This window comes from Thiomicrospira sp. R3 (assembly GCF_029581415.1).
GTDB lineage: Bacteria > Pseudomonadota > Gammaproteobacteria > Thiomicrospirales > Thiomicrospiraceae > Thiomicrospira.
The window spans coordinates 654,461-674,634 of record NZ_CP121121.1; the positions used below are offsets into that span (position 1 = coordinate 654,461).

Here is a 20,174-nt window from a genome sequence, read left to right on the forward strand (position 1 = left end):
CTAATGGCTGCGCCATTGCGTAAGGGTTTTGTCTAGCACCTGGGCGGCATAATCGCCACTGATATAAGCCCGACCCATCGATTTAAGCAATACCAAACGCACCACCCCCGCCTGGACTTTTTTATCGCCCGCCATATAGCGCATAAAATCTTGATTAGACAGTGCGTTAGGCGGGTAAACAGGCAGTCTAGCGCGGCTAAATAACTGCGCAATTCGTGCCACATCCTGCTCACTGAGATCGCCTAATAGCTGCGACATATAGGCCGCTTGCATCATACCCGCACTGATCGCTTCGCCATGCAACCAACTGCCATAACCCATGCCTGCTTCAATCGCATGGCCAAAAGTATGGCCTAGGTTTAATAACGCACGCTGCCCCTGCTCGGTTTCGTCTGCCGCGACAATATCCGCCTTGTTTTGACACGAACGCTCAATCGCCTGCGCCAATAAAACCGGATCACGCGCCAACAAGCCCTCAAGGTTACTTTCCAACCACTCCAAAAACGCAAGATCACGGATTAAACCATACTTAATCACTTCAGCCAGACCTGCTGATAACTGACGATCATCCAAGGTATTGAGCGTATTAGTATCAATCACCACTGCTTGAGGCTGATGAAAAGCACCAATCATGTTTTTACCCTGAGGATGGTTGACCCCGGTTTTGCCGCCGACCGATGAATCAACCTGGGATAACAAGGTAGTAGGAATTTGAATAAACGCCACCCCACGCTGGTAAGCCGCTGCGGCAAAACCGGTCATATCACCAATCACCCCGCCGCCTAATGCCACCAGGGTCGATTTGCGATCAAAATACGCGCCAATCAGTTTATCAAAAACCTTATTTAACACTTCAAGGCTTTTATACTGTTCGCCATCGGGCAAAATAACCCAATCCAACTTAAAATCGCTAAACAAGGCTTTACAAACCTCCAGATAAAGAGGCGCTACCGTTGTGTTGGTCACAATCATCACCTGTGAACCTTTAACAAAAGGCTTAACCAATTCAGCTTGGCTTAAAAGGTCTTGGCCGATAAAAATAGGGTAACTGCGGTCGGCTAAATCAACATTCAGAGTAATCAAAACTTGTCCTTTAAATTTTATTGCGTTAAAGGCTAAACTACGCCCTTCGACTCGAGAATTTCATGGATATATTTAACAACCCGATAAACCGACACCTGCTGAGTTTCCACCACCAAGTCAGCGAGCTCCATATAGATAGGATCACGGGTTTCCAACAAATCACGAATCACCTGCTCGGGGTTATCCGCTTGTAATAACGGGCGATTGCGGTCGTTTTTAGTGCGTTGAATCAACGACTCCACACTGGCGCGTAAATAAACCACATAACCACGGGAGCGCAAAGCACGGCGATTTTCTTCACGCAGAACCGCCCCTCCGCCGGTCGCTAACACGAGATTAGACTGCTGGGTGAGTTCGTCAATCGCTAACACCTCGCGATCACGAAACCCGGTTTCGCCCTCAATATCAAAAATCATCGGAATAGTGACACCGGTTCGCGCTTCGATTTCATGATCACTGTCCAGGAAACTATAGCCTAAACGCTGCGCCAAAAATCGACCCACCGTTGACTTACCCGCGCCCATTGGGCCTATTAAAAATATATTTTGTTTTTGCATCTAATTATTGTATCCAAAATTCATCCTTAAGTTACAAAAACCTTAGCCTTGATCGACTCCATTTGGTAAGATTTAGCCTAAATTTAAATGGATGGAAACAACATGCAAGGCAAACTCTATATTATTTCTGCTCCGTCTGGCGCGGGCAAAACCTCTTTGGTCGCAAAACTATTGCAAAACGACCCCATTATCCGTGTCTCGATCTCCACCACCACCCGCGACCAACGCCCGGGGGAACAAAACGGCGTGAATTATTTTTTTGTTAGCCAAGACACGTTTCAAGCCAAAATAGAAGCGAATGATTTTTTGGAGCATGCCAAGGTGTTCAATAACTATTACGGCACCAGCAAGCATAGCGTGATCCAACAGCTGAATGCGGGACAAGATGTGATTTTAGAAATTGACTGGCAAGGCGCGCAACAGGTACGCAAAGTATTTCCTAACGCCAGCAGTATTTTCATACTACCGCCATCGCGAGAAGAGTTACAACGTCGCCTAACCGGCAGAGGCACCGACTCCGAAGAAGTGATTAATTACCGCATGAGCCAAGCGGTTACAGAAATGTCGCATTATGCAGAGTTTGATTATCTGGTGATCAACGATGACTTTGATACCGCGATTCATCAGCTACACAGCATATTTGTTGCGAACAGATTAAAAACCGACTTCCAAGGCACAAGACACAGCAACCTAATAAACCAATTGATTGCGGGTTAACGGGATTGAAACAACAAAGCGGATGACTTGAATAGCGATGACCAAGCCTACCATCTAATTAACCAATAAGTAGTATTGAATTATAATACCACAAAACAAAAACCCCGCGTTTTACGGCGGGGTTTTGTATCTTAATCAACTGCGGTTTAAGCCGCGATATTGATTAGAAGCTTAGGTTCATACCTAGATATACAGCTTGTGTCGCTTTACCAGCGCTATAAGCGTCTTTATTACCTTTCTGGTTGTTTTTGTCTAAACGACCCACTTCAGCAACTAAAGATGTGCCTTTGCCCAATGCATAATCTAAACCAACTGCAGCGTTAGTAGAGTTTGAAGCATCTTCATAAGATACACGAGAAATTTTAGCACGTGGAGTGAAGTCACCCACTGCCTGAGAAACACCAAATGTCAAACTGTTACCAGTTTTATTGCCACCCTTTTTAGTAGTATTATACATACCAGAAACAACAAGACCAGCTTCAGCGAACTGAATAGTTACACGCTGAACATCTAATTTATTATCAACAAGAGAGTGATCTTTATCAACACGAGTTAAAGCTGCAGCAGCGTATAAACCTTGACGCTTAGAACCGTAAGCTACCGAAGCAGAAATGCCATTATTCAATGCTTGGTCTGCTTCTTTGACAGCAGTAGAAGTTCCAGCGATCGCAAGTTGAACACCACTGAAGCTAGGAGAAATATAAGCAATTACGTTTTCCAGACGGTGCTCACCACCATCTAAACCACCAAAACCATTGAATCTACCTGTGTTGTTACCTAGGTAGACGTTATCGTTAAAACCGTCCGTAGGCTGAATCATGCGTAATGGCGTGTCATGACGACCCATTACTACCGTACCGAAACCACCCGCTAAACCAGCGAAGGTATTACGATTAAATAATTTAGCATCATAATCCTCGTTATGACCAACAGTCCCTTCTAATTGGTAAACAGCAGTTAAGCCGTTACCCAAGTCTTTAGCACCTTTGATACCTAAACGTGAATTACGGTGAATAACGTTAGTACCTTCGTTAGTTACTTTAGTAACACCTAGGTTCATTTGACCGTATAGAGTTGGCGCTTCTGCCATTGCCACTGGTGCTGCGATTGCTGCTGCGATACCCATAGCTAGAATATTTTTTTTCATCTTGTCTTCCTAATTAGTAGTTAAATGATCGACGCTATTCGCTTTCATAGCGAACTTAAAAGCTACTCTACATAAAACAGACTTTTACCGCAAGCGCTGTTTTTGCTAAAACCACATTTTTAAATTATGTGGTTTTTTTACAACACTTGTGCATTTGATTAACGCATGGTCACTAATTCTTCTGAAGAAGACGGGTGAATGGCAATCGTCGCGTCCAAATCGGCTTTGGTTGCGCCCATCTGCACCGCCACCGCAAAACCTTGTAACATTTCATCAGCACCATCGCCAACTATATGAATACCCACAACGCGCTCTTCTTCACCGGTCACCACCAATTTCAAAGCGGTTTTGATTTGATGCTCGGTAAAGGCATAGCGCATGGGGGTAAACACCGAGGTGTAAACCTTTACATTGTTATGGCCGTATTTTAAGCGTGCATCGTGTTCCGCCAAACCGACCGTGCCGACCGGAGGATGCGAGAAAATCACTGTGGGTACGGCATGCAAGTCTAACTTCAAGTGCGGTTTATTGTTGTATAAACGTTCAGCCAAAAAACGACCGGCACGAATCGCTACCGGCGTTAATTGCGGCTGACCGGTGACATCACCGATCGCAAAAATATTCGCCACATTGGTTCTGTGTTCATCATCCACATCAATATACCCACGACCATTAGCCCTAATCCCGACCTTTTCAAGCTCTAACGGTTCAATCAAGGTTGTACGTCCCACCGCCCAAACAACTTGATCAAACCCTTCTAAGTGCTGACCATCTTCGCTTTCAACCGCGATCGAGCCATCCTCGGCTTTAGATAAACGTGCCACTTTAAAATGATACTCTTTATGGATACCGCTGGTAATCATCGCATCGGTTAGGTTTTCGCGGATCATGTCATCAAAACCACGCAAAACCAAATCCTTACGACTTAATAAACTCACCTCGGTGCCCAAAGCTTGGAACACGCCCGCCAATTCAACCGCGATATAACCACTGCCAATCACCGCTACTTTTTTCGGCTGCTCGGTTAAGGCAAAAAAGCCATCCGATGTAATCCCCAACTCACCGCCTTCGGTTTCTTGCGGGATTAAAGGTGTGCCGCCCGGTGCAATCACTATGGTTTCTGCGCTATAGTGTTTGCCATTGACTTCGACGGTATGCGCATCAACAAAACGGCCCCAACCTTCAAGCACATCCACACCCTTGTCTTGCATATACCCTGTGTACCAGGTGTTGATATTGGTAATGTACTGCTCACGTTGTTTAACTAACTTATTCCATGAAAAGCTTTTGACATCCACATCAAAACCAAAATCCGGTGCATCACGCAAGGCTTCGGCAATGTGCGCCCCAAACCACATGACCTTTTTCGGTACACAGCCGATGTTCACACAGGTTCCGCCGATTTTTTTAGCCTCGACTACGGCGCATTTTTTGCCGTATTCTGCAGCGCGTTCAACCACTGACAACCCACCACTACCCGCACCGATTGCGATTAAATCATAATCATAGTTCATTGTATTTTCCTTTTATTTGTAAGCCTGTTGGGTATGTTTATTATCGATAAACAAATAAACACACCCAACAAACCTAAAAAACAAACCTTATAAAAAAGGAGCCTTTCGACTCCTTTTTACGCTTAACGCGCTCTAGCCAACTTGACGCCTAAATTAGTTTTTTAGGTAAGCTTCTAGCTCGTCAGAACCACCGATATGTTTACCTTCGATAAACACTTGTGGCACGGTATCACGATTCGCTACCGCACGTAAAGTACGTGAAGTTAGACCGCTGTTGCTAATCTTAATTTCTTCATACTTAATGCCCGCATCTTCTAGCGCTGCTTTTGCTTTAGCGCAGAATGGGCAACCTACTTTAGTGAAGATAGTCGCAACCGGTGGCTTTTTAGCGCCTGCGTTGATGTAGTTCAACAGGGTATCTGCATCTGAAACTTCAAATGGGTCACCTTCCACTTCAGGTTCGATGAACATTTTTTCAACAACGCCATCTTTAACTAACATCGAATAACGCCATGAACGCTTACCAAAACCTAGGTTGTTTTTATCAACTAACATACCCATACCTTCAGAAAACTCACCATTGCCGTCTGGAAGTAGGATTATGTTGTTAGCTTCTTGGTCTTTTGCCCATTCATTCATCACGAAGGTATCGTTTACAGACAAACACACAATGCTATCCACACCGTTTTCAAAGAAAACCGGCGCTAATTCGTTATAACGAGGTAAATGCGTTGAAGAACAAGTTGGGGTGAATGCACCCGGTAATGCAAAAAGCACAACGGTTTTACCTTTGAAAAGATCGTCTGTAGAGACGTTTACCCATTCACCGTTTTGGCGAGTTGGAAAGGTGACGTTAGGAACGCGTTGACCTGTTTTATCAGCTAATGCCATGTGTTTTTCTCCATAAAGTTAAATAAAAAATAAAAGACGTTGTAAAGAGTTTTTCAAGGCGATAAGGCCAGTTAAGTAACTCGCTTTAGTCTAGTTTAGAGAAAACTTCACTATAAGTGAAATTAAATATCCAAATAAACCTGATAGCCAAAAGCTATCAACCACTAACACAAGCCATTACTGCAAACGACTGCCTTGTAAAGCCTGCATAAACCACTCTAGCTCATTGCGCTCTTGCGCATACTTCATCATTAAACCCAATAAGGCTTGGTCTTCATGTTTTGATGCAATCCGCGCGGACAGCTGAAATTCGTGGTCAACTACACTGCCGTTAAATGCATTTAATTCAATCAACACAGCCGCTACCCCGATATTGTGCAATAGACAGGCCGCCTGCAGCGGTTTTACCGGTTGCCCCGCAGCATCTTGAGCGAGGGTTTGCTGGGCATCGACCTTGTGATCTTCGATAAGAATACGCGCCATCCAGTAGTTCATCTGTGGCTCTTCAGTGCTTTCAAGTACATTCATAAAGATTTCATCCGGCTTTAAATGGTGCTCAGAAATCAGCGTTTGCAGGGTTTTAACAAAAGCCGCACGGTTTGCCGCGTCAAAGTTCAATAAATTCATAACACTATCCACTATTTATACACAAGGATAACAACAGGCTAAATTATACCACCTGAGCGCAAGCATGGCCGCTCGCCCAGGCCCACTGGAAATTGTAACCACCCAAATGCCCAGTGACGTCCAATACCTCACCGATGAAATATAATCCCTGCTGTTTAAACGCTTCAAAGGTTTTAGACGACACCTCATCGGTATCCACCCCGCCCAACGACACCTCAGCCTTGTCATAGCCTGCGGTATTTTCTGGATAAAGCGTCCAATGGGTCAAGGTCTTTGCATAATCCTGAAGCTCTCGATCTGTACAGTCGGACAGGGCTTTATTTAAGGGGTACTTAGCTAACCAGGCCTGGCTAAAATTTTTAGTTAGCGTTTGTGCTAGCCACTTGGCTAGGGGTTGATTTTGGGCTTTGAGTTTTTTAAGTTGATCAAACACCTCTAAATGCGGGAAAAGGTTAATTTCAATGGGCAGACCCGGTTGCCAATAATTTGATATTTGCAGCACGACAGGACCACTTAAACCCTGATGCGTAACTAGCATGGCCTCTTGGAACAGCTGGTTTTGACAACGAATACTCACCTCAAGGCTTAAACCCGCCAACTGCGCAAACCATTCCTTCCACGGTGACTTAAAGACCAAAGGCACCAGGCCTGGTTGTGATTTAATGATCTTTAAGCCAAATTGCTGTGCTAACGCCATACCTAAACCTGTGGCCTTCAGCTTTGGATAGGCCAATCCACCGCTTGCCACCACCAAGGATTGGCAATAATAATCGCCTAGTGAACTGGTTAGACGATACCCATCACCGTCATAGTCCACGCCTAAGACCTGGGCATTTAATTGAATATCGACCCCGGCCCAATCCGCTTCGGTTCGCAGAAGCTGGATAATTTGACCCGCACCCGTTAGAGTAAATAATTGACCGTGCGCGCGCTGTTCATAATCGATACCATGACGCTCAACCAGCTCAATAAATTGCATAGATGAATAGCGTGCCAAGGCTGATTTAACAAAATGAGGATTAGCGCAAATATAATTTTCAGGCTTAACATTAAGGTTAGTGAAGTTACATTTCCCTCCCCCAGACATGCGAATTTTAGCCGCCGCTTTGGGTGCGTGATCCAACACAAGTACCGAACGGCCTCGATAACCTGCTTGCGCAGCACACATCAAACCGGCCGCACCCGCACCAATAATAACGACATCCACCACCTTCATTCTTGGCTTTTCTCTAAGGGCAACCAGGCCTGGTTACGGTGTTTAATTTCTTGCATAATGACATCCAGGCCTGCTTGTGCGCGCTCTGGCTCGCCTTCGACCCCAAGTTCGATAAAACGCTGCCCATTAGCAGCAATATGGGGCAAACTGAACAAGCGGAGTTGCGGGAATTGGCTTTCAAACGTCTCCATAAAGTCAATCCACTCGGATTCCTTACCATCAACCAATTTAATAGCCAGCTCAACGCGTGGTGATTGACTTAGGTCGGCATAATAGGTGTTAAGCACCCACTCCATCATAGACTGAGTCATTTGCGGAAAACCAGGCATAAAGTAATGGCGCTGGATCGAAAAACCCGCTATGCGGTTAAAGAAATTAGGGATAATCGACGCGCCTTGCGGAAAGTCTGCCATTCTCACGCGGTTTGGATAAGCCTCTTCACCAAACTTCGCTTCAATTTCTGCTAGCGCGTCGGGATGACGTTCAATCGGTAAGCCCAAGGCTTGGGCGGCACTTTGTCGGGTTCGATCATCTGGCGTAGCACCAATTCCGCCGCAACAAAACACCACGTCTTGCGTGGCGAAGCTCTGCTTGAGATGATCAACTAAAAGGCGGTTATCATCCCCCAACACTTTAAACCAACTCAAAGCTAAACCACGCGGTTTAAGCAACGCATTCAGGTTAGCAAGATGTCGGTCTTGGCGTTTGCTAGATAAAATTTCATCACCGATGACGAGCAAGCCAAAACTTGGTCTAGGTTTATTTTCCATTGCCACAGTCTCAAGATTTTTTATTGCCCTCGATTATACCGTAAAAGGTTTTTTGGGTTAGCTTGCATCTTGGATGATTTAAATCAAACAAGCTTTGAGGTTTGCTTGACATCCCTCTAGCCTTAAAACAAAATGAAAAATATTTTTTTAATTTTGGATTCAGTTGTTATGCTAGTGCAACCCTGGTTGATGTTGGCTACTGCCTTACTATTGCTTGCAGTGCTATTAGCATTAGGTTATGCAATGAAGGTTAACCGTCAATTAAAATTAAGGCTAAACACCCCCAACTCCGCAGCAGAGCCGAATCCACAGCATCTTCATCAATTTTTGCAAAATCACCGCTCTCCGATGTTGTTTATCGATCCAGACTCTGGCGAGATTGTTAATGCCAATCAAGCCGCAGCTGACTTTTATGGCTATTCATTGCTACAACTAGAGGCCATGAATATTCACCAGATTAACACATTACCGAAAGAACAGGTCGAGCTGGAAAGACAACGCGCTAAAGATGAAGTTAGCAACTATTTTGTATTTCCGCATCGACTTTCAAACGGAGAGATTCGTCAAGTTGAGATCCACTCTTCACCGATTACACTTCAAGATCGTATTTATTTATTTTCCATTATTCATGATGTTTCTGATCGGGTTAACTCTGAGCAACAGATTCAAAAACTTGCTTTTTATGACCCGTTAACGCACTTACCTAATCGTCGTTTGTTAATAGATCGACTTGAAAATAATTTAGCTCATATGCGTCGCCACCCATATCATGGTGCTTTATTTTTTATTGATCTTGATCACTTTAAAATCCTCAACGACAGTCATGGGCATCAATTTGGTGATCAATTACTTCAAGATGTCGCCAAACGAATTAGTCAGTGCGTGCGTGCGGGTGATACGGTTTCGCGTTTCGGCGGGGATGAATTTGTTGTTTTGTTAACCGACCTACACCAAGACCCACTCCATGCCGTACAGGAAGCCAGCCGAGTTGCTGAAAAAATCCAACAACATATTAACCTCCCTTACCAGCTAAGCGCGCCCAATCAAAAAACCAAAATTAATCATCAAATTAGCGCCAGCATTGGTATTTCCGTTTTCGATAGTAACAACACGATTGATGATTTAATGAAATGGGCTGATATGGCGATGTATCAAGCCAAAAACGCTGGACGTAATGAGGTTTGCTTATTTGACCCGGATATGCAACAAGCACTCGATTTACGCGCTGAAATGGAACAGGAGCTGCGTCAAGCCATTGACCAGAGCCAATTTGAACTCTACTTTCAACCTCAAGTCGATACCGATAAACGTATTATCGGTGCTGAAGCCTTACTGCGTTGGCCTCACCCTACCAAGGGGTATATTTCACCTGCGCAATTTATTCCACTCGCAGAAGAATCCGGTTTGATCCTTGCATTGAGTGAATGGGTTTTAGATAGATCTTGTCAGGAGCTAGCTGAATGGCGCCATGACCCAAAACTCTGCACAGTACAACTCGCCGTTAATATTAGCGCTAAGCAATTGCGCCAGGCTAGGTTTGTCGATTCGATTGCCAAACGTATTAAAACCTATTCCATCAATCCATTAATGCTCAAACTAGAATTAACCGAAGGGGTATTTTTATCGAACAAAGATGAGTCGATTAAAAAAATGCAAGCGTTGCGTTTACTGGGGATTCAATTTTCCATGGACGATTTTGGTACGGGCTTTTCTTCCTTGTCTTATTTAAAGCAGCTCCCTTTATCGCAACTCAAAATAGACCAGTCCTTTATTCGTGATCTGGGTAGTGATTACATGGACAATATCATGGTACAAACCATCATCACCCTGGGGCGCAATTTTAATTTAAGTATTGTGGCTGAAGGGGTTGAAACGGAGGAGCAACTGGACTTTTTAAAACGGTTTAAATGTGAAATTTTTCAGGGGTATTTATTTAGCAAACCTATTCCTTTAGCGGAATTTAAACAAAAACTGCATGATAATTAAGTCGATGACTGGTTGGTAAAATCAGCAAAAAGATACCAGCAAAAGGGTACCCTTTTGCTGAACTCTAAAACTAAGCGGTTTTTTTCACGCCGGATTGATAAAGCTTAACAACCGGATAAATCCAAAATACGGATGCGGCTGAATAGCCCGCTGCCATCAAAACTAACAACAACCAATCTAGCCAATAACCCATATGGGCAAAACTTGAACCCGTTAAACCGGGTAGGCTGACAAATAACAAACCAAACATCACTACATAACCTATTGCTGTCATTTTTAAAGCCGCTTGATTAAAAAAGCCTTTTGCTTTGGACATTGCTAAAAAGTTAAGCACTAATGCGCCAACCGCAAACACCAATATAACCAGCCAATTAATCTGAGCATAGCCAAGTAACATATAAAATAGTAAACCTAGTTGTTCCATTGCAATTCCTTTTAAACTCTGCCTCTAAGCATTTGTTGGTAAGCGGGCTTTAACATTTGATCTTTCATAACCCAAGCCATCCAAGACTCTTTTTTCGGATCAATCATCGGGAAGGTCGGCGTTAAATTACCGTTATAATCAAACTCGATTAACATCGCTGCCCCAAAACGGGTCAATAATGGGCAAGACGTATAGCCATCAAATGTCGCTGTCGGCTCTTTACCATCAATAACAGACAGTAAATTTTCCACCACAACGGGCACCGACATTTTAACGGTCGCTGCTGTTTTACCGCGTGGGGTACCATTAACATCTCCACAGCCAAAGACCTCAGGATAAGTGTTATGTTGAAGGGTATCTTTATCAACAGCTAACCAACCGCCAGCCGCCATATTACCTTCTGTCCAAGCGAGATTAGAGTTTCGCACAACGGCAGGCGCACGCATGGGCGGCACGACATGTAACAGGTCATAATCTTGTGTCATGGTTTGGCCATCTGCTTGTGTGAAGGTCGCCTTGCGCGCTGAAATATCCACTGAGGTTAACTCACTGCGCAAGTTAACGGCCATATTGTTTTTAGTAAATTCATCCATTACGAATTGGTTATGGAAGGCAATACCAAATAAACCGTTGATCGCCGAGTGAAAATACGTATTAGACCTTTCAAATCCACCGTTCTGGCGCATACGATCAAGTGTTAACAATGCCATTTTAAGCGGCGCACCTGCACAGCGTATCGGCGTGCTAGGTAAGGTAAAAATACCCTCACCGCCTTGCTGGCTGTAGGCTTTAATAGCATCCCAGCTCTTGGCTGCGGCATCAGGGCTTTGATAAACGCTGGCTAGGCCATTTTGGCCGATCGCTTCAATATCCATACCCTCAATGCCGTCATAGTGGTATTCAACACCATTTGCAACAACAAGGTAATCATAATCAATCCTTCGGCCTGCATCGGTGGTGACTCGCTTGGCGTCTGGATCAATTTCGGCCGCCATTTCTTTTACCCAATTAATAGTGCTTGGAATAAAACTGCGGTTATTGTCTAAAACTTTACTTTTACTCCAAGCTCCCGTTGCTACCAGAGTTAAGCCGGGCCAGTAATAATGAGTCTCTTTGCGTTCAACCAGCGTAATCGTTGCGTTCTTGAGCGCTCTATTGAGCCTATTAGCAATACTAATACCGGCTGCACCGCCGCCTACTATCACAATATGGGCACGGGTTTCAGCAGCGCGCGCGCCCAAAGAAGCCAGGCCTGTTGCTGTTGCTAAAGCCGCTGCACCACCTGCTAAAAATTTGCGGCGCCCCAGTTTAGTTAATTTAAATAATGTTGTCATAAGTAGCCTATTCCATTCAATAATGTTTTTTTGACCTATAAAAGAACTCTATACAAGCCGAAAATTATATAGAGGTAGTTTTCAGCCGTCAAATAAAGGACAGGATTAGTTTGCCACAAAAAACGATAAGAAAAACGAATGGAATTAGAAAGTATTGCGATAATTAAGGATAGGCTTTTAAGTTGAGCCGACCGCCTTTAACCCAAAGGAGGCCAGCACAAAATGAAGACTGTTTTATAGTCTATTTAAACAAATAACAATCAAAATTAGAAGAAAATTAAAAGGTTAGCTCTACACCAATATTTGCGCCTTTTTCAAAGTTATAGTAACCAGCGCCTGATTTTCTAACTTTAAATTGTCGATAACCAACATAACCATTCAAACTGCGCAGTAGCTGAACCTGGTAACGAATATTTCCTTCTCGAAGCGAATCACCATCACCGGTTGTCAAAACTTTAGGACCATACAAATACTCAACCTTCAACGCACTAGGTACAGGAGTAGGCAACCAAAACTTGCCCTGAAGACCAAGCAAAACACCTGTTGTTTTCTCACCAGTGGGATCGTGATCAACATAAGCAAGCTTAGCCTTAACACCTAGGTCAAGATTTGGGTCCAACATTCCCTTGTTAGCATATAAAACGCTGGCATCAACAAGGTAGCTTTTATCATTATCGAACTGAACTCCCCCATCTAAACGATAAATTTCTTGCACGCCCATCGTTTGATTAAATATACCAATACGTACTGATTCATCACCTAGCTGCAAATTTAAGCCGATAATATCCGCTGTTGCTTGCGTTGCAAACAGGCCCGCTAGACTTATTGCGACTGTCTTTAAAACTTTTTTCATCCTACATAACTCCTTTAAGTTACTTTTTAGTTTCAATAAATGCCTGGAACTGGTCACCTTTAACTGCCAAAAACTCAACAAGCCCCTCCAGCGAGGCGATAAAACTCATCGACAACTCCCGTGCACCTAACCAATCAAACATAATGGCTAATACTATAAAAATTATCGTAAATATCAACAAGAATAATTTCAACATTTAATCCTTTTACTTGTTATTGAACGCCATCTGCTTTATCACCGATTAGCCTAGTTATCGGCCCCTCACGCATTAGCTTTAAACTATTACTGCTTTAAACTATTGTGGCTTTCTCTGCCAATTCCTTATCGCGAATCTTGCCGGATGATTAGCCGCTAAAAGTTTTGCATCAATTGGCAAGTTGTTGCCCATAATTTGCGCTGCAATAATTTCTGCAGCCAAAAACACCGACATTAAACCCCGCGCACCATGTCCATTGGAGACATACAGACCGGCTCTGTAGCGTTGTGGTGGAAACCGATAAGGTGCGTGGCTTGGTGATTGCGATAAATACGCTGTTTGCATCCATTCTGAATCAGCCACTGCGCCGATAATAGGCAAATGATCCGGGGTTGTTGGACGAAAACTGACTCGCCCCGGATTTTTAAGCGGCACATCGGTCAACCAGTCAGGCAAACTTGCTTGTACCATGGCTAGGTTTTGCATATTAGCTTTTTCAGAAGGTTCTGGCTTCATGTCTGGCGCCTCAAAGGTCGCCCCTGTAACCGCATACCCCTTACATGCGGGCGTAGAATAACCTTGGTGCGCCACGGCACAATTCAATGACCAGGCCTGGTTACTAGGACTTAATGCGCTAACCTGCCCTTTAACCGGCCGAATAGACAAACCAAACGTTTCATTTAACCCAGATAAGCCACCTGTTGCTAAAACAACCCTATCGGCCTCAAAGTCTTTTTTATCTGTCTTAACCAACCAGGCCTTTGTATCCTTTTGATTAAACAAATCATCACTAGTTGGTATCACGCTACTTACATTAAAGCCAAGTTCAATAGAAATATTCGAATGGTTTAAACAGCGATTAACAATCGAGGGGGGATTAAACCAGCCTGCTTGAGGAAAAAACAACCCAGGATGCAAACAGCGCCCCCCCATTATTTGCGCTGCGCGCTCTGCTTCGCACCAATGTGTAAATGTAGCTAAATGGGCTACCCGTTTTAATGCTTGGTGCATGCGTTGATAACTTTTATGATCAACCGCCAGATGCATTAACCCCTTGAGTTCGCCTTCAATTTCATTGCTTGCGAGCCAGGGCTTTAGCCTCGACAGTGTAGCTTGAAAACCCTCCCAGTACCATTGACTTCGAAGATTCCAGTCTGCTGTCACCAACGGATGCAACGCGCCAGCTAAATTGCCCGATGCACCTTGCGCAACCGATCCAGCTGAATCAATCACAGATACCTCGAACTCAAGCTCGGCTAATCGATGGGCCACAGCCGCCCCTGCTAACCCCGCACCAATCACAATCACGTTTTGATTTTTCACCGGCTTATCCCGAAAAAAGCTTGGCGGTGGGTCATACCAGGGCGTTTTAGATTTGTACCATTGTGTTTGTTGCAAATTAACCACGTTTTAGAATTTATTAATACAAATTACATTTTAGCTTAGAGCTGAATTTAGTTTCAGTTAAAATAATGTAATTAATTTCAACTATAGGTTTAATGATGAAAAGGTTTTACTTTGGCCTTGCTACGTTACTGGTGACAGCAAACGCACACGCTGAAACTCTTGGAGCGGGTTTTGGGGTCGGACTCTGGAAGGCAACGCCTTCTGGCTCAATAAATAGTTTTAACATCAAAAATGATGCAGGACTTAAATCCAATAACAATACCTATGCTTGGGCCTATATAAATCATCCTCTACCCTTTGTGCCTAATGTCCGAATTGAACGCACAGATATGTCAAACTCAGGTACGGGTAGCGTATCAGAGTTTTTAGACACCCGCTTTACCGGTGAAACCAATACCCGCATGACACTAGATCAAACAGATGCTTTGCTTTATTGGGGATTTTCTTTACCTTTAATTCGTTTTGATTATGGTTTAGGCGCAAAACAGGTGTCGGGTCATGTGACGATTACGGATATCCATTCAAATTCTAGCCACCAATCCTTAAGCGAAACATTACCTATAGGCTACTTATCGGGCCAATTTAGCTTACCCGCGCTGCCTATTACGCTTTCCGCTGACACAAAAACACTGGGAAGTCGATTTAACGATACCACCTTCAAAGCCCGTTACGACATAACAAGTTTTGGCTTGAAGCTGGGTGCTGAAGCAGGCTATCGTATGCAAATTATAGATAGCAACGACATCAACAACCTTAACATTGATATTAAGCAAGATGGTTATTTTGCAGGTATAATACTGGTTTTCTAACTGCCGACATGTCGTCTATAGACTGGGTCAACGACCTTAGAACCCATTTAAGCGCTATGCGCCATCGCCAGTGTATCGTGCTATGTGGCGATACAGATTGGCGAATAGAACAGCTCGCCTTACTTGAGACTCAAACAGGGCTTTGGTTGGCCGAAACCAGCCCAATCAACACCCTAACCCCCATAACCCACCAACAACTGCGCTCAAAACTAGGTCAAGAAATCCCTTGCGCGGTATTTTGTGCCGAAGACGGCATAGATGCCGATGCGCTGGGCATTATCAGTGGCATGATTCAAGCAGGCGGCATTTTATGGATTTTAATCCCTTCGGTTCAGCACTGGCTAACACAGCCCAACCCGGCTAATGCACGTTTTTTAAGCTATCCCCACTCGCTCAGCGCATCTGAACTAGGCTTCAATCAGCTACTCTACGCCACCCTGAAAACCCATGCCATTTGGTTTGAACAGCACCAAGCCGCCCCCAAAACTCTCAACATCCTCAACATACCAAGCAGCCCTAGCCCATCGACACGCCAAATAGCCAAGATCATTGGACCAAGCGCCGAATTAAGCGCCGACCAACAAGCAGGCCTGGATGCGATTATGCATGTCGGCTTTGGCCACCCCAAACGCCCGCTTTTAATCGAAGCCGATCGGGGACGGGGTAAAACCAGCTTGCTGGGTGAAGCCGCCGTGCAATTGTTATTACAGGGCAAACAACACATTGTCATCACGGCCTCACGCTTAGATCAGGTTTCGAGTGCTTTTCGACAGGCCGAAAACCGTTTAAAAACAGCAAATATAACCGCCAAAACACAGCCAGGTCTGGTTGAGTTTGAGGCTAAAAAACTTGAATTTCGCGCGCCCGATGACTTGGCATTCCATCGCGACAACACGCACTTTGATATGTTGATGATTGACGAGGCTGCCCACTTACCAGTTGCCTTGTTACAACAGCTCGTCATGCGCTATCCTCGTGTTGTGCTTTCCACCACCCTACATGGGTATGAAGGTTCAGGGCGCGGCTTTAGCCTAAAGTTTAAACCCTTTTTAGACCAGCAATTTAAAACATGGCATCGCGTTCCACTGCAACAACCGATTCGCTGGAATGATCAGGACCCCCTTGAGGCAATGATTAACCAAGCGCTATTGTTGGATGCGGATATTGACCCGCTAGAAACCCATTCCACAGAAAAACTCACTATTAAGCAACTCGACCTGCTCAAGCTGACACCCGTTCAACTCAAACCGATTTTTGGCTTACTAGTGCAAGCGCATTACCAAACCTCGCCTGCGGACCTTCAGCAGTATCTGAGCGCACCGGATTTGTGCTTGTACGTTGCTTATCAAGGCCAAGCCTGCGTTGGCGTGCTACTCATTACCCGCGAAGGCGCACTCCATGGCATTCCACGTCAACGACGCGTAAAGGGACATCTCGTGCCCCAGCTGCTGCGCCAGGTGACTGATGAGGAGGCACTCATGAGCCTCAAAGCGGAGCGCGTGATGCGCTTAGCGGTTCACCCAGGCTGTCAGCGCCAAGGGGTCGGCACACAGCTTATTGAGCATTGGCTTGTCACATCACAAGCGGATTATGCCTGTGCTAGTTTTGGGGTCAGCCAAGCGCTATACCCTTTTTGGCGCAAGCTGGGCTTTCATTCGGCACATCTAGGCGCCAAACGCGACAAAGCCAGTGGCACGCACAATCTAATTATGCTCAAACCGCTAAAAACCGTCCTAGCGCTTGATTCTGTGTATAAAACTTATCAACAGCAACTGGCGCATAGTTTGATGGAATTTATAACAGAATTACCACCAGGCCTGGTTGTTGATTTGCTGGCAGAATACCCTGAAAACAGCCCGCTAGCATTCAATTTTCAGCATTATCTCGATGGAACCCAGCTTTATGAGGCCATTAGCCATCAGCTCTGGCAATGGACGCGGGCGCATGCTCAACAGATGCGACAATGGCCAGCCGAACAACAGGCGGTATGGCTGGATAAAGTACTGCGCAAACAAGACTGGCAACAGGTCGCGCGCGCACACAAACTAGCAGGAAGAAAAGGCGTGGAGTCGCTTTTAAAACAGGCATTGGCGCAAGCCGTCGGTGGATGCGCCTAGCTTATCCACCGACTAAATTTAACTGCTAAACACCACGGTTTTGTTACCGTGAATAATCACGCGGTCTTCAAGATGATAACGCAGACCGCGTGCTAAGGCCGTTTTCTCCACGTCACGACCTTGACGACGCATTTCTTCAATTGAATGCGCATGGCTAACGCGAATCACATCCTGCTCGATAATCGGCCCAGCATCTAATTGCTCGGTCACATAGTGACAGGTGGCACCAATCAGCTTGACTCCGCGCTCATACGCCTGATGATAGGGTTTTGCGCCAACAAAAGAGGGCAAAAAACTATGATGAATATTAATCACCCGCCCGGCATAATCCGCACACATTTGTGGTGGCAAAATCTGCATATAACGCGCCAGTACCACCAGGTCTGCTTGATAGTCTTGTACTAAACGCTCGGCTTTGGCAAAAGCTTGGGGCTTGGTATCGGGCGTAACCGGCACATGATGGAACGGAATGTTATACCACTCGACCATTGAGCGTAAATCCTGATGGTTCGCAATCACACAGACAATCTCACCTGGCAAATCTTTTTCATGCCAGCGGTACATCAAATCCGCCAAACAATGGGATTCTTTCGATGCAAACAACGCAATGCGCTTAGGTTGATCAGAATCGCTCATAAACCAGGTCATGTTAAACTGATTCGCAATCGGTGCAAATTTGGTTTTAAAATCCTCCATACCCAGCGCTAAGGAGTTGGCTAAAATCTCATGGCGCATAAAAAACCAGCCATTACCCGCATCGGTATGATGATTGGCTTCAACAATAGTGCCGCCCTGCTCGGCGATAAAACCCGCCACCCTTGCCACAATACCTACCTGGTCGGGACAGGACATCACCAATCGATAAACTCGACTCATTGCACGCTTCCAATTTGACAAAAAACGTTATGATACCAAATCCAAAAAGCATAGGGGCTGTGCTGTGCTATACTTTTGTATTTAAGTCACGAAATCAAACCCAGACCATGATTAGAATTGTCTCATTTAATGTAAACAGCGTGCGCATGCGCCCCCATCAACTTGAAGCACTGGTTCAAAACCATCAGCCCGACATTATTGGCTTGCAAGAAACCAAGGTTCAAGACCATGAGTTCCCCATCGAGATGATTGAGCAGCTGGGTTACCAGGTTGAGTTTTTTGGCCAAAAAACCCACTATGGCGTCGCCATGCTCTACAAGAGCGAACTCGAACTCATCAATCTGCAAAAAGGTTGGAAAACCGATGATGACAGCGCACAGCGTCGAATGATTATTGCGGATTTCAAAACCCCCAGTGGCGAGATGCTACGGGTGTTAAATGGCTACTTTCCGCAAGGCGAAAAACGCGATCATCCGGTCAAATTCCCCGCCAAAATGGCGTTTTATCAAGATTTAATGACCTATTTAGAACAAGACTGCAACCCCGAGCAAAACCTGGTTGTGATGGGTGATTTTAACATCTCACCACAAGACATAGATATTGGCATCGGGGAAGCCAACCGTTTGCGTTGGCTTAAAACCGGCAAAACCAGCTTTTTACCTGAAGAGCGCGAAGTCTGGCAGCGCCTAATCGGTTGGGGCTTTAAAGACACCTATCGCTGCTTTTATCCTGAAGACAACAGCCGCTTTAGTTGGTTTGATTATCGCTCAAAAGGTTTCGAAGATACCCCAAAACGTGGGCTACGCATTGACACCCTGCTTGCGAGTGCGCCGCTCGCAAAAAAAGTCATTGGCTCTGATATTGGCTATGACATACGCGGCATGGAAAAGCCTTCTGACCATGCCCCTGTTTGGTCTGACTTTGATCTGTAAATCGTCCTTTAAACCAACAAGAAGATCACTATGAACACTGAAGAACGTCACCGCCACCGCTTAATGGAATTTGAATCCTTAGCCAGCCATATTGGACGCTTTTGGTTACAACCAGAGCTTGCGTTTAATTATCAAGCAGGCGATTACATTATGCTTGGCTTTAATTCTGATGATTTAAAACCCTTTTCTATTGCCAATGCGCCGCGTAAAGATGGCCTGCTGGAATTACATATTCGCAATGAACAAGCCAGCGATTGGATGCAAGCCCTGTTTGCACTAGAAAAAGGCGCCACTCTCTATTCCAGTCCCGCCAAACCCCAAATGCAGCTACAGCCTGAAAAACCGCTTAACCTGTTTATTGCCGGCGGTACCGGGCTTGCGCCAATGAAAGCCTTGTTAGAAGCCCGTCTGGCTGAAGGGATGACCCAACCCACTAAACTCTATATGGGCGCACGCCATGCCCAAGAGCTTTATCTTGAGCAAGCCATGCAACAGCTAGCGAAAGAAACTCCGCTGCTAGAATACATTCCCGTCGTTTCTGAACAAGCAGATTATCAAGGATTAAAAGGCTTGGTACATCAAATTGCTTTAGAGCAAAACCCTGAGCTATCCCAAAGCCATGTGTATATTTGCGGCGCTTGGGCGATGATCAATAAAGCAAAAGACGATTTTATGGCAGCAGGGCTAAATACAGCGCAATTTACTCATTGATAAGGAC

At 45.0% G+C, this 20,174-nt stretch carries 20 protein-coding genes; 6 read left to right on the forward strand and 14 right to left on the reverse strand.

Annotated features, from left to right (window positions below):
* Together aroB and aroK are read right to left on the reverse strand one after the other, a co-directional pair.
* Positions 1 to 1,083, reverse strand: coding sequence for a 3-dehydroquinate synthase (aroB, locus tag P8S55_RS03385; RefSeq protein WP_289224875.1), 1,083 nt, complete (start codon positions 1,081 to 1,083; stop codon positions 1 to 3).
* A 32-nt stretch (positions 1,084 to 1,115) separates the two neighbouring features.
* Entirely contained in the window at positions 1,116 to 1,640 is a 525-nt protein-coding gene (gene aroK, locus P8S55_RS03390) for a shikimate kinase AroK (RefSeq protein ID WP_289224876.1), read from the reverse strand.
* 102 nt (positions 1,641 to 1,742) lie between these two features.
* Here aroK and gmk point away from each other — a divergent pair, with 102 nt between their 5' ends.
* On the forward strand, positions 1,743 to 2,357 hold the full coding sequence (gene gmk / locus P8S55_RS03395) for a guanylate kinase (RefSeq protein ID WP_289224877.1): 615 nt from the start codon (positions 1,743 to 1,745) through the stop codon (positions 2,355 to 2,357).
* Between the two features lie 163 nt (positions 2,358 to 2,520).
* On the opposite strand, the gene P8S55_RS03400 is transcribed toward gmk, so the two are convergent.
* The 6 genes from P8S55_RS03400 to P8S55_RS03425 form a co-directional block, all read right to left on the reverse strand.
* Entirely contained in the window at positions 2,521 to 3,504 is a 984-nt protein-coding gene (locus P8S55_RS03400; protein WP_289224878.1) for a porin, read from the reverse strand.
* Positions 3,505 to 3,662: 158 nt separating this feature from the next.
* The gene (gene gorA, locus P8S55_RS03405; RefSeq protein WP_289224879.1) at positions 3,663 to 5,018 is read right to left on the reverse strand and encodes a glutathione-disulfide reductase; all 1,356 of its coding nucleotides are present in this window, start codon (positions 5,016 to 5,018) and stop codon (positions 3,663 to 3,665) included.
* A 153-nt stretch (positions 5,019 to 5,171) separates the two neighbouring features.
* Positions 5,172 to 5,909: a glutathione peroxidase gene (locus tag P8S55_RS03410; protein WP_289224880.1), complete on the reverse strand. Its 738-nt coding sequence runs from the start codon at positions 5,907 to 5,909 to the stop codon at positions 5,172 to 5,174.
* Positions 5,910 to 6,086: 177 nt separating this feature from the next.
* On the reverse strand, positions 6,087 to 6,536 hold the full coding sequence (locus tag P8S55_RS03415) for a hypothetical protein (protein WP_289224881.1): 450 nt from the start codon (positions 6,534 to 6,536) through the stop codon (positions 6,087 to 6,089).
* Between the two features lie 43 nt (positions 6,537 to 6,579).
* The gene (locus P8S55_RS03420; protein WP_289224882.1) at positions 6,580 to 7,752 is read right to left on the reverse strand and encodes a BaiN/RdsA family NAD(P)/FAD-dependent oxidoreductase; all 1,173 of its coding nucleotides are present in this window, start codon (positions 7,750 to 7,752) and stop codon (positions 6,580 to 6,582) included.
* Complete coding sequence (locus P8S55_RS03425) at positions 7,749 to 8,522, reverse strand: competence/damage-inducible protein A (protein ID WP_289224883.1); 774 nt, start codon at positions 8,520 to 8,522, stop codon at positions 7,749 to 7,751. Before P8S55_RS03425 ends, P8S55_RS03420 begins: the two co-directional genes overlap by 4 nt.
* 132 nt (positions 8,523 to 8,654) lie before the next feature.
* Between P8S55_RS03425 and P8S55_RS03430 the strand changes: the two genes are divergently transcribed.
* Positions 8,655 to 10,508 carry a sensor domain-containing protein gene (locus P8S55_RS03430; protein ID WP_289224884.1) on the forward strand — a complete coding sequence of 618 codons (1,854 nt, stop codon included), beginning with the start codon at positions 8,655 to 8,657 and terminating at the stop codon, positions 10,506 to 10,508.
* A gap of 70 nt (positions 10,509 to 10,578) precedes the next feature.
* Here P8S55_RS03430 and P8S55_RS03435 read toward each other — a convergent pair whose 3' ends face one another.
* From P8S55_RS03435 to mnmC1, 5 genes are all read right to left on the reverse strand, one after another.
* Positions 10,579 to 10,932 carry a glucose transporter gene (locus P8S55_RS03435; protein WP_289224885.1) on the reverse strand — a complete coding sequence of 118 codons (354 nt, stop codon included), beginning with the start codon at positions 10,930 to 10,932 and terminating at the stop codon, positions 10,579 to 10,581.
* 11 nt (positions 10,933 to 10,943) lie between these two features.
* Positions 10,944 to 12,266, reverse strand: a complete 1,323-nt coding sequence (locus tag P8S55_RS03440) for an NAD(P)/FAD-dependent oxidoreductase (protein ID WP_289224886.1) — start codon at positions 12,264 to 12,266, stop codon at positions 10,944 to 10,946.
* 277 nt (positions 12,267 to 12,543) lie between these two features.
* A complete protein-coding gene (locus tag P8S55_RS03445; RefSeq protein WP_289224887.1) occupies positions 12,544 to 13,119 on the reverse strand; it encodes a YfaZ family outer membrane protein in 576 nt (191 codons plus the stop codon).
* A 19-nt stretch (positions 13,120 to 13,138) separates the two neighbouring features.
* The gene (locus P8S55_RS03450; RefSeq protein ID WP_289224888.1) at positions 13,139 to 13,261 is read right to left on the reverse strand and encodes a hypothetical protein; all 123 of its coding nucleotides are present in this window, start codon (positions 13,259 to 13,261) and stop codon (positions 13,139 to 13,141) included.
* 153 nt (positions 13,262 to 13,414) lie between these two features.
* Positions 13,415 to 14,713, reverse strand: coding sequence for an FAD-dependent 5-carboxymethylaminomethyl-2-thiouridine(34) oxidoreductase MnmC1 (gene mnmC1 / locus P8S55_RS03455; RefSeq protein ID WP_289224889.1), 1,299 nt, complete (start codon positions 14,711 to 14,713; stop codon positions 13,415 to 13,417).
* 101 nt (positions 14,714 to 14,814) lie between these two features.
* Here mnmC1 and P8S55_RS03460 point away from each other — a divergent pair, with 101 nt between their 5' ends.
* Both P8S55_RS03460 and P8S55_RS03465 read left to right on the forward strand, forming a co-directional pair.
* Entirely contained in the window at positions 14,815 to 15,531 is a 717-nt protein-coding gene (locus P8S55_RS03460; protein WP_289224890.1) for a TIGR04219 family outer membrane beta-barrel protein, read from the forward strand.
* An 8-nt stretch (positions 15,532 to 15,539) separates the two neighbouring features.
* The gene (locus tag P8S55_RS03465; RefSeq protein ID WP_289224891.1) at positions 15,540 to 17,648 is read left to right on the forward strand and encodes a GNAT family N-acetyltransferase; all 2,109 of its coding nucleotides are present in this window, start codon (positions 15,540 to 15,542) and stop codon (positions 17,646 to 17,648) included.
* Between the two features lie 18 nt (positions 17,649 to 17,666).
* Here P8S55_RS03465 and purU read toward each other — a convergent pair whose 3' ends face one another.
* A complete protein-coding gene (purU, locus tag P8S55_RS03470) occupies positions 17,667 to 18,524 on the reverse strand; it encodes a formyltetrahydrofolate deformylase (RefSeq protein WP_289224892.1) in 858 nt (285 codons plus the stop codon).
* 107 nt (positions 18,525 to 18,631) lie between these two features.
* Here purU and xthA point away from each other — a divergent pair, with 107 nt between their 5' ends.
* Complete coding sequence (gene xthA / locus P8S55_RS03475) at positions 18,632 to 19,456, forward strand: exodeoxyribonuclease III (protein WP_289224893.1); 825 nt, start codon at positions 18,632 to 18,634, stop codon at positions 19,454 to 19,456.
* A 30-nt stretch (positions 19,457 to 19,486) separates the two neighbouring features.
* Positions 19,487 to 20,167: a ferredoxin reductase domain-containing protein gene (locus tag P8S55_RS03480; protein WP_289224894.1), complete on the forward strand. Its 681-nt coding sequence runs from the start codon at positions 19,487 to 19,489 to the stop codon at positions 20,165 to 20,167.
* The last annotated feature ends 7 nt before the right edge of the window (positions 20,168 to 20,174 follow it).

Excerpts from the sequence above, each read along its gene's own strand:
- P8S55_RS03460 (WP_289224890.1), top strand. The coding sequence starts at position 14,815 with ATGATGAAAAGGTTTTACTTTGGCCTTGCTACGTTACTGGTGACAGCA.
- gorA (WP_289224879.1), bottom strand. The coding sequence starts at position 5,018 with ATGAACTATGATTATGATTTAATCGCAATCGGTGCGGGTAGTGGTGGG.
- P8S55_RS03465 (WP_289224891.1), top strand. The coding sequence starts at position 15,540 with ATGTCGTCTATAGACTGGGTCAACGACCTTAGAACCCATTTAAGCGCT.
- P8S55_RS03400 (WP_289224878.1), bottom strand. The coding sequence starts at position 3,504 with ATGAAAAAAAATATTCTAGCTATGGGTATCGCAGCAGCAATCGCAGCA.
- P8S55_RS03420 (WP_289224882.1), bottom strand. The coding sequence starts at position 7,752 with ATGAAGGTGGTGGATGTCGTTATTATTGGTGCGGGTGCGGCCGGTTTG.
- P8S55_RS03480 (WP_289224894.1), top strand. The coding sequence starts at position 19,487 with ATGAACACTGAAGAACGTCACCGCCACCGCTTAATGGAATTTGAATCC.
- xthA (WP_289224893.1), top strand. The coding sequence starts at position 18,632 with ATGATTAGAATTGTCTCATTTAATGTAAACAGCGTGCGCATGCGCCCC.
- P8S55_RS03450 (WP_289224888.1), bottom strand. The coding sequence starts at position 13,261 with ATGTTTGATTGGTTAGGTGCACGGGAGTTGTCGATGAGTTTTATCGCC.
- P8S55_RS03425 (WP_289224883.1), bottom strand. The coding sequence starts at position 8,522 with ATGGAAAATAAACCTAGACCAAGTTTTGGCTTGCTCGTCATCGGTGAT.
- P8S55_RS03430 (WP_289224884.1), top strand. The coding sequence starts at position 8,655 with ATGAAAAATATTTTTTTAATTTTGGATTCAGTTGTTATGCTAGTGCAA.
- P8S55_RS03440 (WP_289224886.1), bottom strand. The coding sequence starts at position 12,266 with ATGACAACATTATTTAAATTAACTAAACTGGGGCGCCGCAAATTTTTA.
- P8S55_RS03435 (WP_289224885.1), bottom strand. The coding sequence starts at position 10,932 with ATGGAACAACTAGGTTTACTATTTTATATGTTACTTGGCTATGCTCAG.
- gmk (WP_289224877.1), top strand. The coding sequence starts at position 1,743 with ATGCAAGGCAAACTCTATATTATTTCTGCTCCGTCTGGCGCGGGCAAA.
- P8S55_RS03415 (WP_289224881.1), bottom strand. The coding sequence starts at position 6,536 with ATGAATTTATTGAACTTTGACGCGGCAAACCGTGCGGCTTTTGTTAAA.
- purU (WP_289224892.1), bottom strand. The coding sequence starts at position 18,524 with ATGAGTCGAGTTTATCGATTGGTGATGTCCTGTCCCGACCAGGTAGGT.
- aroK (WP_289224876.1), bottom strand. The coding sequence starts at position 1,640 with ATGCAAAAACAAAATATATTTTTAATAGGCCCAATGGGCGCGGGTAAG.
- P8S55_RS03410 (WP_289224880.1), bottom strand. The coding sequence starts at position 5,909 with ATGGCATTAGCTGATAAAACAGGTCAACGCGTTCCTAACGTCACCTTT.
- P8S55_RS03445 (WP_289224887.1), bottom strand. The coding sequence starts at position 13,119 with ATGAAAAAAGTTTTAAAGACAGTCGCAATAAGTCTAGCGGGCCTGTTT.